Source organism: Mycobacterium sp. MOTT36Y (genome assembly GCF_000262165.1).
Classification (GTDB): Bacteria; Actinomycetota; Actinomycetes; order Mycobacteriales; family Mycobacteriaceae; genus Mycobacterium; species Mycobacterium intracellulare.
The window spans coordinates 297,722-310,740 of sequence record NC_017904.1 but is presented as its reverse complement, the minus strand read 5'-3'; the positions used below and the strand labels follow the sequence as shown (position 1 = coordinate 310,740).

Below are 13,019 nucleotides of genomic sequence, written 5' to 3'. Positions count from 1 at the left end.
AAGACCGGGCACTGTGGACCCATGGGCGTTGTCGTGATCGGCCAGATCGCACGCGATCTGGTGCTGCGTACCGATGGGCCGCCGACGACCGACGATTCCACCACGGTCGTGCAGCGCAAGGAGCTGCTGGGCGGCAAGGGCGCCAATCAGGCGGTCGGCCTGGCGCAGCTGGGCGTGCCGGTCGCCCTCATCGCGGTGGCCGGTGACGACGACGCGGGGACGTCGGTCCTGGCGCAGGCCCAACGGGACGGCATCGACGTCGGCGGCGTCGCGCGTCGCGGCACCACGGCGCTGTTGATCGATGTGGTCCCAAAACCGCCGGAACGCATGCTCCTCGAAGACGTGCCCGAAAGCTCGCTGATCCAAGTCGCCGACCTCGATCGGTCCGTGTTCGACACCGCCGACACCGTTTCCATTCAGCTGCAGCAGCCGCCGGCCACCGCGTTGGAAGCCGCGCAACGCGCTCGGCGGCGGGGTCTGCGCGTCGTGGCCGACGGCGCGCCCGCCGAGCACATTCGGGCCGACCTGCTCGCGGCGGTCGACGTGATCCGCGCCGACGCCACGGAAGCCTCGCTCATCGCGGGCCGGGAGATCGGCACGGCGGCGCAGGCGCGCGAGCTGGCCGACCGCCTGTTGGCCTGCGGTCCGGGACTGGTCGCCCTCGCGGTTCCGAAGGTCGGTGACCTGGTGGCGTGGGACGGTGGCAGCCGGCTCTTCGAATTCGCCGACGTCGACGTGGTGGATCCGACCGGCGCGGGCGACGCGTTCGTGGCCGGGCTGATCGCCGCGCTGCGTGATGGCGCCGCACCACCGGAGGCCGGCGAGCTTGCGGCCGCGGCCGCCAGCGCCACCGTTCAGCGCCTCGGCGGCCGGCCCGACCTGACCGCGCTCAAGGCGTGATCGCCGGCGGATACGGCAGATCGGTGCTGCTGTGGGGGTCGACGTACACCGGATGGCCGAGGTATGGGAACGCGCGTTGCGGGCACGCGGGCCGGTCGCAGATCTTGCAGCCGGCGCCGATCGGCACGATCGACTCGGCGTCGCCCAAATCGATGCCGACGGAGTAGATCAGCTTCTCCGCGTGCGCGACGTCGCACCCCAGTCCGATGGCGAAACTCTTGTCCGGGCCGAGGTATCGGCTCGGCTCCGTCGTGGTGGTTCGCGCGACCCAGAAGTAGGTGCGCTCGTCGGGCATCTGCGCGACTTGGGTCAGAAACTGGCCGGGCCGCGAGAACGCGTGGTGGACCACCCACAGCGGACAGTTGCCGCCGACGCGTGAGAAGTGAAAAGCGGTGGCGGATTGGCGTTTAGAGATGTTGCCGGCGCTGTCGGTGCGGACGAAGATGAACGGCACGCCCCGCGCGTTCGGGCGCTGCAGGGTGGACAGCCGGTGGCAGATGGTTTCGAATCCCACCTCGAATCGCCTTGCCAGCTGGTCGATGTCGTAGCGGACGTCCTCGGCGGCCTCGAGGAATCTCAGGTAGGGAAGCAGCAGGGCGCCGGCGAAATAGTTGGCCAGCCCGATGCGCGCCACACTGCGGGCGTCGTCGCTGAGCTGGTCGTCGCCGGCGATGATCCCGGTGATCAACTTGGCCTGGGTGAGCAGGGCGATCTGGGTGGCGAGTTGAAAGGCACGCTGGCCCGGATGCAGCCACCGAGCCAGGTACAGGGTTTTCGATTCGGGCGCAAACCGGCGTTTGGAGTTGGGATCCAACACCTGACCGTCGTCGATCACCACCGAGACGCCGAGCTGTTCGGCGAGCAGCTCCGCGAGCTGGCCGTCGAGTCCGCCGATTCGCAAGTGGTTCTTGGTGAACAGCTCTTCGGCCGCGAGATCCAGTTCGCCGATGTAGTTCTTGCGGTCGTAGAAGAAATCGCGAACCTCTTCGAACGGCATCGGCTGCTGGGACAGCGACGACGCGTCCGAGACTTCCGAATTCGCGCGGCTGTGCAGGGCCTCCAGGTCGGCCGTCGTGTCGTGCAGCCGCCTGTGCAGGTTGACCAGGGTCTGACCGATCGCGGGCATGCGGGCGACGAGCTCCTCGACCTGCCCGGCCGTCGCGGGCGCCTCGGCGAGCACCTCCCGCAGGTCGGAGATCAGGCGGGCGTCGGACTCCGGCGCGAAGTACTGACTCGGCAGGTCGAATCGTTCGGTGAGGGTGAGCAGTACCGGAACGGTGATCGGGCGCTGGTCGTTTTCCAGCTGGTTGACGTAGCTGGTCGACAGCCCCAGGACGCGGGCCAGCGCCACCTGGGTCAGCCCCTGTTCCTCGCGCAATCGCCGTAGCCGCGCGCCGGCGAACGTCTTCGCCACGGAACCCACCGTACGCCCAACTCCTTTCACAACATTCGCAAACTGCCGCGGACAAGGACACAAGATTACGCTTTTACAGGGGATTTACGCCGACTTCAGCCCTGCGTACTGTGCGAGTTATGCGCATTCATGATGTTCGGACTCGTCGTAGCGCCGACGACTTCCCCCGCAGTGAACACCTCGCGTGGAAGATCGCCGAGGTCGCGGCCGACCCGGTCGCCGTGCCCGCCGACGTCGAGGCGATGGTGATCAACCGCATCATCGACAACGCCGCCGTCTCGGCCGCCTCGCTGCTCCGCCGGCCGGTGGCGGTCGCGCGGGCTCAGGCGCGGGCGCACCCCGCCGCGGCCAAGGGCGCCAAGGTTTTCGGGATCGAGGGCGACTACTCCCCGGAGTGGGCGGCCTGGGCCAACGGCGTCGCGGTGCGCGAATTGGATTTCCACGACACGTTTCTGGCCGCCGAGTACTCGCATCCCGGTGACAACATTCCCGCCCTGGTGGCGGTGGCGCAGCACCTGGGGATCGGCGGCGCCGACCTGATCCGGGGCATCGCGACCGGCTACGAGATCCAGATCGACCTGGTCAAGGGAATCTGCCTGCACGAGCACAAGATTGACCACGTCGCGCACCTGGGCCCGTCGGTGGCAGCCGGCCTGGGCACGATGTTGGGCCTGGACAAAGAGACCATCTATCAGGCGATCGGCCAGGCGCTGCACCTGACGACGTCGACCCGGCAGTCGCGCAAGGGCCTGATCTCGAGCTGGAAGGCGTACGCGCCCGCCTGGGCGGGCAAGGTCGCCATCGAGGCCGTCGACCGCGCCATGCGCGGTGAGGGCGCGCCGGCCCCGATCTGGGAGGGCGAGGACGGCGTGATCGGCTGGCTGCTTTCGGGGCCCGAGCACACCTATCACGTCCCGCTGCCCGAGCCCGGCGAGCCGAAGCGCGCCATCCTCGACAGCTACACCAAGGAACACTCGGCGGAGTATCAGAGTCAGGCGCTGATCGACCTCGCGCGCCGGATGCGCGAACGGATCGGCGATCTGAACCAGGTCGCGACCATCGTGCTGCACACCAGCCATCACACCCACTACGTGATCGGCACCGGGTCGGGCGATCCGCAGAAGTTCGATCCCGACGCTTCGCGCGAGACGCTGGATCACTCGGTGATGTACATCTTCGCGGTCGCGCTGCAGGACGGCACCTGGCATCACGAGCGCTCGTATGCGCCGCAGCGGGCGCGTCGCCCCGACACCGTCGAGCTGTGGCACAAGATCTCGACGGTCGAGGATCCCGAATGGACCCGGCGCTACCACTCGACCGATCCGGCGGAGAAGGCGTTCGGCGCGCGCGCGGAGGTCACCCTCAAGAACGGCGAGGTCATCGTCGACGAGCTCGCCGTCGCCGACGCTCATCCGCTGGGGGCGCGGCCATTCGAGCGCAAGCAGTACGTCGGGAAGTTCACCGAGCTGGCCGAGGGCGTGGTCGGCGAGGGCGAGCAGCAGCGGTTCCTGTCGGCGGCCGAAGCCCTGGCGGACCTGCAGGCGGGCGCTTTGGGCGCGCTCAACATCACGGTCGCTCCGCTGATTCTCGACAAGGCGCCCGCGATCGGGCCGGGGATTTTCTGATGGGCGGGCTGATCGGCGGGGCCGTTCCGGCGACCGACAAGCGGGCGCGGTTCCGCGACGCGCTGGAAAGCGGTCGGCTGCAACGGTTCCCGGGCGCCTTCTCACCACTGGTGGCCAAGCTCGTCGCCGAGCTCGGGTTCGACGGCGTGTACGTGTCGGGCGCGGCGCTTTCGGCCGACCTCGGCCTGCCCGACATCGGCCTGACCACCCTGACCGAGGTCAGCGGGCGAGGCGCCCAGATCGCGGGGGTGAGCGACCTGCCCACCCTGATCGACGCCGACACCGGCTTCGGTGAGCCGATGAGCGCGGCGCGTACCGTGACGGTGCTCGAGGACGCCGGCCTGGCGGGCTGCCACCTGGAGGACCAGGAAAACCCCAAGCGCTGCGGGCATCTCGACGGCAAGGCCGTGGTGCCGGCCGGCGAGATGATCAAACGGCTGCGGGCCGCCGTCTCCGCGCGCCGCGACCCGAATTTCATCGTCTGCGCCCGCACCGATGCCGCCGGCATCGAGGGGGTGGGGGCGGCGATCGAGCGCGCCAAGGCCTACGCCGACGCGGGTGCGGACCTGATCTTCACCGAAGCCTTGGGCAGCCCAACGGAATTCGAGCGGTTCCGCGCCGCGGTGGACACACCCTTGCTGGCCAACATGACCGAGTTCGGCAAGTCGCCGCTGCTGACCACCCAACAGCTGTCCGACATCGGCTACAACGTGGTGATCTACCCCGTCACCACGCTGCGGCTGGCCATGCACGCCGTCGAGGCGGGCCTTCGCGAAATCGCCGAGACCGGAACACAATCCGGCCTGACCGAGCGGATGCAGCACCGCAGCCGCCTCTACGAACTGCTGCGCTACGCCGATTACACCCAATTCGATTCCGACCTCTACAACTTTTCCGTCCAAGGAGTCGCGCCATGAGCACCGTCGAAGACAACAAGCCCCGCATTTACAAAGGCCTGGCCGGCGTCGTCGTCGACACCACCGCCATCTCCAAGGTCGTCCCGGAGACCAACTCGCTGACCTACCGCGGGTACGCCGTGCAGGACCTCGCGGCCACGTGCAGCTTCGAGCAGGTCGCCTACCTGCTGTGGCACGGCGAGTTGCCCGACGAGCAGCAGCTGGCGCTGTTCACCCAGCGGGAACGAGCGGCGCGTCGGCTGAACCGGTCCCAGTTGTCGCTGCTGACCAAGTTGCCCGACACCTGCCACCCCATGGACGTCGTGCGCACCTTCGTCAGCTCGATGGGCGCCGAAGATCCCGATGAGGACGACAACAGCCCGGGGGCCAACTACGCCAAGGCCTTGCGGATGTTCGCGGTGCTGCCCACCGTCGTCGCGGCCGACATGCGCCGCCGGCGCGGACTGGAACCCATCGCGCCCCACAGCCACATGAGCTACGCCCAGAATTTCTTGCACATGTGCTTCGGCGACGTCCCCGAGCAGGTGATCGTCGACGCGTTCGAACAGTCGATGGTGCTCTACGCCGAGCACAGCTTCAACGCCTCCACCTTCGCCGCGCGCGTGGTCACCTCGACCCAGTCCGACATCTACAGCGCGGTCACGGCCGCCATCGGTGCGCTCAAGGGCTCGCTGCACGGCGGGGCCAACGAAGCGGTCATGCACGACATGATCGAAATCGGAAGCGCCGAACGGGCTTCGGAGTGGTTGTCTGGCAAGCTGGATCGCAAAGACAAGATCATGGGCTTCGGTCACCGCGTCTACAAGAACGGCGACTCCCGGGTGCCGACCATGAAGGCGGCGCTCACGCGCGTCGCCGCGGCGCGCGACGGTCAGAGGTGGCTTGACATCTACGAGGTCCTGGAAAAGGGGATGGCCCAAGCCAATGGCATCAAGCCGAACCTGGACTTTCCCACCGGCCCGGCCTATTACCTGATGGGCTTCGACATCGGGGCTTTCACCCCGATTTTCGTGATGAGCCGGATCACCGGATGGACGGCGCACATCATCGAGCAGACCGCGTCGAACGCGTTGATCCGTCCGCTGAGCGAGTATGTCGGACCGCCGCAACGCGCTCTATCGTAAGTACCGTGTTGACGAAAGTCCTGGTCGCCAATCGCGGTGAGATCGCGATCCGCGCCTTCCGCGCCGCCTACGAACTGGAAATGGCCACCGTGGCGGTCTACCCCTACGAGGACCGCAATTCGGTGCACCGGCTCAAGGCCGACGAGTCGTACCAGATCGGTGAGGAGGGCCACCCGGTCCGCGCCTACCTGTCGGTCGACGACATCGTCGCCACGGCGCAGGCGTGCGGGGCGGACGCCATCTACCCGGGCTACGGGTTCCTGTCCGAGAACCCGGACCTGGCGGCGGCGTGCGCGGCCGCGGGCATCACGTTCGTCGGCCCGAGCGCCGAGGTGCTCGAGCTCACCGGCAACAAAGCGCGCGCGATCGCGGCGGCGCGGGCGGCGGGCCTGCCGGTGCTGGCGTCCTCGGCGCCCTCGACATCGGTGGACGAGCTGGTGACAGCCGCCGAGTCGATGACATTTCCGCTGTTCGTCAAGGCGGTCGCCGGTGGTGGCGGCCGCGGGATGCGCCGGGTCACCGACCCCGCGGCGCTGCCGGAGGCGATCGAGGCGGCCAGCCGGGAGGCCGAATCCGCCTTCGGGGATGCCTCGGTGTTTCTCGAACAGGCGGTGATCAACCCGCGCCACATCGAGGTCCAGATCCTGGCGGACAACCACGGCAACGTGATCCACCTCTACGAACGGGACTGCAGCGTGCAGCGGCGGCACCAGAAGGTGATCGAGATCGCCCCGGCGCCGAACCTGGATCCACAACTGCGCGAACGTATTTGCGCCGACGCGGTGGCGTTCGCGCGAAGCATCGGCTACACCTGCGCGGGCACGGTCGAGTTCTTGCTCGACGAACGCGGCGATCACGTGTTCATCGAGATGAATCCCCGCATCCAGGTGGAGCACACGGTGACCGAGGAGATCACCGACGTCGACCTGGTGTCCGCCCAGCTGCGCATCGCGTCCGGTCAAACGCTGGAAGAGATTGGCCTGCACCAGGGTTCGATCGTCCCGCACGGCGCGGCGCTGCAATGCCGCATCACCACCGAAGACCCGGCGAACGGTTTCCGCCCGGACACCGGCCGCATCACCGCCTACCGCACCCCGGGCGGCGCGGGAATACGACTGGACGGCGGCACCACCCTGGGCGCGGAGATCAGCGCGCATTTCGACTCGATGCTGATCAAGCTCAGTTGCCGGGGCCGCGACTTCCCCACCGCGGTGCGCCGCGCCCGGCGGGCGGTCGCGGAGTTCCGCATCCGCGGTGTGTCGACGAATATCCCCTTCCTGCAAGCGGTCCTGGACGACCCCGACTTCCAGGCCGGGCGCATCACCACGTCGTTCATCGAGGAACGCCCGCAGCTGCTCACCGCGCGCAGCTCGGCCGACCGCGGCACCAAGATCCTCAACTACCTGGCCGACGTCACCGTCAACAAGCCCCACGGTGAGCGCCCGTCACCGGTGTACCCGCACGACAAGCTGCCCGACATCGACCTGTCGACCGACCCACCCGCGGGCTCCAAGCAGCGTCTGACCGAACTCGGACCCCAGCGATTCGCGGCCTGGCTCCGCGAGTCGCGCGGCGTCGCCGTCACGGACACCACGTTCCGCGACGCGCACCAGTCGCTGCTGGCGACCCGCGTCCGCACCAGCGGCCTGATCAAGGTCGCACCCTACCTCGCGCGGACCATGCCGCAACTGTTGTCGGTGGAGTGCTGGGGCGGCGCGACTTACGATGTGGCGCTGCGGTTCTTGAAGGAGGACCCGTGGGAGCGGCTGGCGGCGCTGCGGGAGGCGATGCCCAACATCTGCCTGCAGATGCTGCTGCGCGGACGCAACACCGTCGGCTACACGCCCTATCCGGAGACGGTGACGACGGCGTTCGTCGAGGAGGCGACGGCCACCGGCATCGACATCTTCCGGATCTTCGACGCGTTGAACAACGTCGACTCGATGCGCCCGGCCATCGACGCGGTGCGCGACACCGGGGCGGCGGTGGCCGAGGTGGCGATGTCCTACACCGGGGATCTCAGCGATCCGGCCGAAAAGCTTTACACGCTCGACTATTACCTCAAGTTGGCCGAACAGATCGTCGAAGCGGGCGCGCACGTCCTGGCGATCAAGGACATGGCCGGGTTGTTACGCGCGCCGGCCGCCGCGACGCTGGTCTCGGCGCTCAAATCCCGGTTCGACCTGCCGGTGCACGTGCATACCCACGACACCCCGGGCGGACAACTCGCGAGCTACGTGGCGGCCTGGCACGCAGGGGCCGACGCCGTCGACGGTGCCGCTGCCCCGCTCGCGGGGACCACCAGCCAGCCCGCGCTGTCATCGATCGTGGCCGCCGCCGCCAACACCGACTACGACACCGGGTTGTCGCTGCCGGCGGTGTGCGACCTGGAACCGTACTGGGAGGCGCTGCGAAAGGTGTACGCGCCGTTCGAATCCGGGCTGCCGTCCCCGACGGGCCGCGTCTACCACCACGAGATCCCCGGTGGCCAACTGTCGAACCTGCGCCAGCAGGCCATCGCGCTGGGGCTCGGCGACCGGTTCGAGGACATCGAAAACGCCTACGCCGGCGCCGACGCCATCCTCGGGCACCTCGTCAAGGTCACGCCGTCGAGCAAGGTGGTCGGCGACCTGGCGCTGGCGCTGGTCGGGGCGGGCGTCAGCGCGCAAGACTTCGCCGAAGATCCCGCGCGCTATGACATCCCGGATTCGGTGATCGGGTTCCTGCGCGGCGAACTCGGCGATCCGCCCGGCGGCTGGCCGGAGCCGTTGCGTACCAAGGCGTTAGACGGCCGCGGCCCGGCCAAGCCCGAGCAGCCGCTGACGGCCGACGATGAAAAGGCGTTGGCCACACCGGGCGCCGAACGGCAGGCGGCGCTGAACCGGCTGCTGTTCCCCGGGCCGGCCAAAGAGCTCGAGGACCACCGCGAGGCCTACGGCGACACCTCTGGATTGAGCGCCAACCAGTTCTTCTACGGGCTGCGCCAGGGGGACGAGCATCGCGTGGAGCTGGAGCGCGGTGTGGAGCTGCTGATCGGGTTGGAGGCCATCTCCGACCCCGACGAACGCGGCATGCGCACCGTGATGTGCATCCTCAACGGTCAGCTGCGGCCCGTCGTGGTGCGCGACCGCAGCATCGCCACCGACGTCCCGGCCGCCGAGAAGGCCGACCGCGCCAATCCCGATCACGTCGCCGCCCCCTTTGCCGGCGTCGTCACGGTCACCGCCGAGGTCGGCGAGGAGGTCGAGGCCGGCCAGACGATCGCGACGATCGAGGCCATGAAGATGGAGGCCGCCGTCACCACCCCCAAGGCCGGCAAGGTCGCGCGAATCGCGGTGTCGCGCACAGCGCAAGTCGAGGGCGGCGACCTCCTGGTGGTGATCGACTAGCGGCGATCGCAAGCGCGGCCGCGGCGATCGCAAGCGCGGCCGCGGCGATCGCAAGCGCGGCGTAGCCGGGCGCAGCGGGTCGCCGCTATAGGCCGTAGCCGGGCGCAGCGGGTCGCCGCTATAGGCCGTAGCGGGGCGCAGCGGGTCGCCGCCATCAAACGTGCCTGGCCTTGATCAGGGCCGCGCGCGCCAGCGTCTGCTCCGCCTGCTTGACGTGGGCGGCGTCGACCAGGACGCCGTTCACCCCGACGGCTCCCCGGCCCTTGGCCTCGGCCTCCCGGTAGGCGGCGACGTTGGCTTCGGCGCGGGCGATCTCGTCGGCGGTCGGGGCGTAGACCTCGTTGGCGACCGGAACCTGGTCGGGGTGGATGGCCCACTTCCCGGTGTAGCCGAGCAGCGACGCGCGCCGGGCGTCGCGCTCATACCCGGCGAGGTCGCGGTAGTCGGGGTACGGCGCGTCGATCGCGTCGATGCCCGCGATGCGCGCGGCGACGATCACCTTGTTGCGCGCGTAGGCCCAGAACTCGCCCGGATACTCGCCCAGCGGGACGAAGTTGGTGTCCACCCGCGCGCCCTGTGACAGCGAGAAGTCGCCCACCCCGAAGATCAGGGCGTCCAGGCGATCGCTCGCCGCCGCGATCTCTTCGGCGTTGGCCAAACCTTCGACCTCTTCGATCAGCACCTCGAGCCGGATCCGCCTGTCCAGGTTCAATTTTGATTCCAGCTGGGTGAGCAGGACGTCCACCCACCACACGTCGCGGGCGGTGCGGGCCTTGGGGATGATGATGGTGTCGAGGTTGCGGCCGGCCCTGGTCACCACCTCGATGACGTCGTCGTGGCACCACCGGGTGTCCAGGCCGTTGATCCGCACCGCCCGCACGGTGCGGCCCCAGTCCAGGTCGTTGAGCGCGTTGATCGCCTTGCCGCGCGATTCCTCCTTGAACGCGGCGGGCGTGGCGTCCTCGAGGTCGAGGAACACCAGGTCGGCACCGCACCCGGCCGCCTTGTCGAACATGTTGTCGCTGCAGGCGGGCACCGCGAGCTCGGAGCGGCGGAGAAGATTCGTCATCGTTGCCTTTCCTTCAGTGTCCTTGTGTCACAACACGCCACGGGCGCGCAGGTCGTCGATTTCGTCGTGGCTCATGCCGAGCAGATCCCCGTATACCTCGGTGTTGTGCTCGCCGAGGCACGGCCCCAGATGCCCGACCGTGCCGGGGGCCGACGAGAACCGCGGCACGGGGGCCTGCACCGTCATGGGGCCGAGTTGTGGGTCGTCGACGGAAATGAACACCCCACGATGCGCCAGCTGTTCGTCGGCGACCAGGTCGCTGATGTCATAGACCGGCGCGGCGGCCACCTCGTGCGCTTCGAAGGCGTCCATCGCCTCCGAAAGTGTTTTGGTGGCAACCCAATCGGCGACCACGGCGTCGACCTCGCGGGCGCGCGCCAACCGTCGCTGCGGGTCGGAGAAGTCGGCGTCGTCCAGCAGATCGTGGCGGCCGATCGCCCGGAACACCCGCAGCGCCAACGCCGGCGAACTGCCGGACATGGCCAGCCACTTGCCGTCCGCGGTGCGATAGGTGTTGCGCGGCGCCGAAATGTCCCACCGGTTGCCGGCCCGCTCGGGCACCAGGCCCAACTGGTCATAGCCCAGCAGCGTCTGTTCCAGCAGCCGGGCCAGCGGGTCGATCAGGTTGACGTCGATCAGTTGTCCGGGCCCGCCGTGCACGTCGCGGTGATACAGCGCCATCATCACCGCGTACGCGGCGTTCAGCGACGCGACGCCGTCGGCCAACATGAACGGCGGCAGCGTCGGCGGCGCGCCGGCCTGACCCGTGATGTGCGCGAACCCGCTCATCGCCTCGCCCAGCGTGCCGAACCCGGGGCGCTCGCTCTTCGGCCCGCTCAGCCCGTACCCGGTGATGTGCAGCATCACGATCCGCTCGTTGACCGCGCGCAGGCTCTCGTAGTCGAGGCCCCACTTGCGCAAGGTCTGGGGGCGGGTGTTGAAGATGGCGACATCGGCGTGCTCCACCAGGCGGCGCACCAGCTCCTGCCCTTCGGCGCACCGCAAGTCGAGCGTGATCGACCGCTTGTTGCGCGCGATCGACTTCCACATCAGGCCGACACCGTCGCGCTGGTTGCCCCAGCCGCGGATCGGGTCGCCGTGGCGCGGTTCTTCGACCTTGATCACGTCGGCGCCGAACTCCCCGAGATAGGTGGCCACCAGCGGCGCGGCGGCCAACGTGGCGAGGTCGAGCACCCGCAGCCCGTCAAGCATGGGCACCGGCGGCCACCCGGCTGTTCGACGGACGCTGCAGCCCGAGATGGCCGCGCAGCGTGGAGGATTCGTATTCCGTGCGGAACAGGCCGCGGCGCTGCAGCTCCGGCACCACCATGCGCACGACGTCCTCGAATGCACCGGGCAGATGCGTTGCGGCCAAGACGAATCCGTCACACGCGCCGCTTTCGAACCAGTCGGCCATCTGATCGGCGACCTGTTCGCCGGTGCCGACGAAGCGCGGCCCCTGCAGCAGTGTGGCGCGATGGTTGGCGAGGTCGCGCAAGGTGACCGTGTCCCCGCCGATATGGGTGCGCAGGTTCTGCACCAGGCCGCGGATGCCGGAGACCGAGGCGAGCAGTTCGTCGGTCACCGGGTCGTCGAGATCGTGTTGCGCGAAGTCGTAGTTCATCAGCTCGGACAGCAGCGTCAGCGACGCCATCGGATGCACGAGGTCGTTGAGGAACATGGCCTCGCGATCCTTGGCGTGGGCCTCGGATTCGCCCACCACCGCGTAGGCCATGGGGCAGATGCGCACGGCGGCCGGATCGCGGCCCGCGTCGGCGATGCGGTCCTTTTGATCGGCGTAGTGGTTGCGTGCGACCTCGATGCCCGGGTCGCCGGTGAAGATCAATTCGGCCCACCGAGAAGCGAATTCGCGGCCGCGGCCCGACGATCCGGCCTGGATGATGACCGGGCGGCCCTGCGGGGTCCGCGGCACCGTCAACGGTCCACGGGCGGAGAAGAACTGGCCGACGTGTCCCAGCTCGTGCACCTTGTTGGGGTCGGCGAACTGCCCGGAAGCCCGGTCGTGCAGGACGGCTTCGTCCTCCCAGGTGTCCCACAGGCCGGTCACCACGTCCATGAATTCGTCGGCGCGGTCGTACCGTTCGTCGTGACCGAGGTGGGCGTCGACCCCGAAGTTCTGCGCCTCGCTGTCGTTGACGGAGGTGACCACGTTCCACGCCGCGCGGCCGCCCGACAGGTGGTCGAGCGAGGCGAACGTGCGCGCCACGTGGAACGGCTGGTAGTAGGTGGTCGAGTAGGTGGCGCCCAGCCCGATCTTCGACGTGGCCTGCGCCAGCACCCCGAGAATCACACTGAGGTCCAGCTTGACCGGGCGGGCGCCGTAATGCACGGCCTCGCCTACCGATCCGCCGTAGACGCCGGGCATGGCCAAGCGGTCGTCGAAGAACATCAGGTCGAAGCAACCCTCTTCGAGCTGGCGGCCGATCTTCGCGTAGTAGGACGCGTCCAGGTACCGGTGTTCGGTCGCGGGGTGCCGCCACGAGCCCGCGTAGACCGAGGTGCTGCCGGCCTGCATGAAGGCCACGAGGGCCATTTTGTCGGTGCGCATGCTTGAAACGTA

General features: G+C 68.7%; 9 protein-coding genes. 5 read left to right on the top strand and 4 right to left on the bottom strand.

What is annotated here, in order from left to right; genetic code table 11:
• The first annotated feature begins 21 nt into the window (after positions 1–21).
• On the top strand, positions 22–900 hold the full coding sequence (locus tag W7S_RS01495; RefSeq protein WP_014710819.1) for a PfkB family carbohydrate kinase: 879 nt from the start codon (positions 22–24) through the stop codon (positions 898–900).
• Here W7S_RS01495 and W7S_RS01490 read toward each other — a convergent pair.
• Positions 890–2,323, bottom strand: a complete 1,434-nt coding sequence (locus tag W7S_RS01490; protein WP_008263181.1) for a short-chain fatty acyl-CoA regulator family protein — start codon at positions 2,321–2,323, stop codon at positions 890–892. The genes W7S_RS01495 and W7S_RS01490 overlap by 11 nt on opposite strands.
• Positions 2,324–2,433: 110 nt before the next feature.
• On the opposite strand from W7S_RS01490, the gene prpD reads away from it, so the two are divergent.
• Genes prpD through W7S_RS01470 form a run of 4 tightly spaced genes read left to right on the top strand, consistent with a single transcriptional unit; the run spans position 2,434 to position 9,369 of the window.
• Positions 2,434–3,939 carry a 2-methylcitrate dehydratase PrpD gene (gene prpD / locus W7S_RS01485; protein ID WP_014710818.1) on the top strand — a complete coding sequence of 502 codons (1,506 nt, stop codon included), beginning with the start codon at positions 2,434–2,436 and terminating at the stop codon, positions 3,937–3,939.
• A complete protein-coding gene (gene prpB, locus W7S_RS01480) occupies positions 3,939–4,856 on the top strand; it encodes a methylisocitrate lyase (protein ID WP_014710817.1) in 918 nt (305 codons plus the stop codon). Before prpD ends, prpB begins: the two co-directional genes overlap by 1 nt.
• Positions 4,853–5,980, top strand: a complete 1,128-nt coding sequence (locus W7S_RS01475; RefSeq protein WP_009956716.1) for a bifunctional 2-methylcitrate synthase/citrate synthase — start codon at positions 4,853–4,855, stop codon at positions 5,978–5,980. Before prpB ends, W7S_RS01475 begins: the two co-directional genes overlap by 4 nt.
• Positions 5,981–5,985: 5 nt before the next feature.
• A complete protein-coding gene (locus W7S_RS01470; protein WP_014710816.1) occupies positions 5,986–9,369 on the top strand; it encodes a pyruvate carboxylase in 3,384 nt (1,127 codons plus the stop codon).
• 154 nt (positions 9,370–9,523) lie between these two features.
• On the opposite strand, the gene W7S_RS01465 is transcribed toward W7S_RS01470, so the two are convergent.
• Genes W7S_RS01465 through W7S_RS01455 form a run of 3 tightly spaced genes read right to left on the bottom strand, consistent with a single transcriptional unit; the run spans position 9,524 to position 13,007 of the window.
• Entirely contained in the window at positions 9,524–10,438 is a 915-nt protein-coding gene (locus W7S_RS01465; RefSeq protein WP_008263168.1) for a CoA ester lyase, read from the bottom strand.
• A 27-nt stretch (positions 10,439–10,465) separates the two neighbouring features.
• A complete protein-coding gene (locus W7S_RS01460; RefSeq protein ID WP_014710815.1) occupies positions 10,466–11,650 on the bottom strand; it encodes a CaiB/BaiF CoA-transferase family protein in 1,185 nt (394 codons plus the stop codon).
• Positions 11,643–13,007 carry an LLM class flavin-dependent oxidoreductase gene (locus W7S_RS01455; RefSeq protein WP_008263166.1) on the bottom strand — a complete coding sequence of 455 codons (1,365 nt, stop codon included), beginning with the start codon at positions 13,005–13,007 and terminating at the stop codon, positions 11,643–11,645. The genes W7S_RS01460 and W7S_RS01455 overlap by 8 nt, the downstream gene beginning before the upstream one ends.
• Positions 13,008–13,019: the final 12 nt, after the last annotated feature.

Excerpts from the sequence above, each read along its gene's own strand:
- W7S_RS01495 (WP_014710819.1), top strand. The coding sequence starts at position 22 with ATGGGCGTTGTCGTGATCGGCCAGATCGCACGCGATCTGGTGCTGCGT.
- prpD (WP_014710818.1), top strand. The coding sequence starts at position 2,434 with ATGCGCATTCATGATGTTCGGACTCGTCGTAGCGCCGACGACTTCCCC.
- prpB (WP_014710817.1), top strand. The coding sequence starts at position 3,939 with ATGGGCGGGCTGATCGGCGGGGCCGTTCCGGCGACCGACAAGCGGGCG.
- W7S_RS01475 (WP_009956716.1), top strand. The coding sequence starts at position 4,853 with ATGAGCACCGTCGAAGACAACAAGCCCCGCATTTACAAAGGCCTGGCC.
- W7S_RS01465 (WP_008263168.1), bottom strand. The coding sequence starts at position 10,438 with ATGACGAATCTTCTCCGCCGCTCCGAGCTCGCGGTGCCCGCCTGCAGC.
- W7S_RS01460 (WP_014710815.1), bottom strand. The coding sequence starts at position 11,650 with ATGCTTGACGGGCTGCGGGTGCTCGACCTCGCCACGTTGGCCGCCGCG.
- W7S_RS01455 (WP_008263166.1), bottom strand. The coding sequence starts at position 13,007 with ATGCGCACCGACAAAATGGCCCTCGTGGCCTTCATGCAGGCCGGCAGC.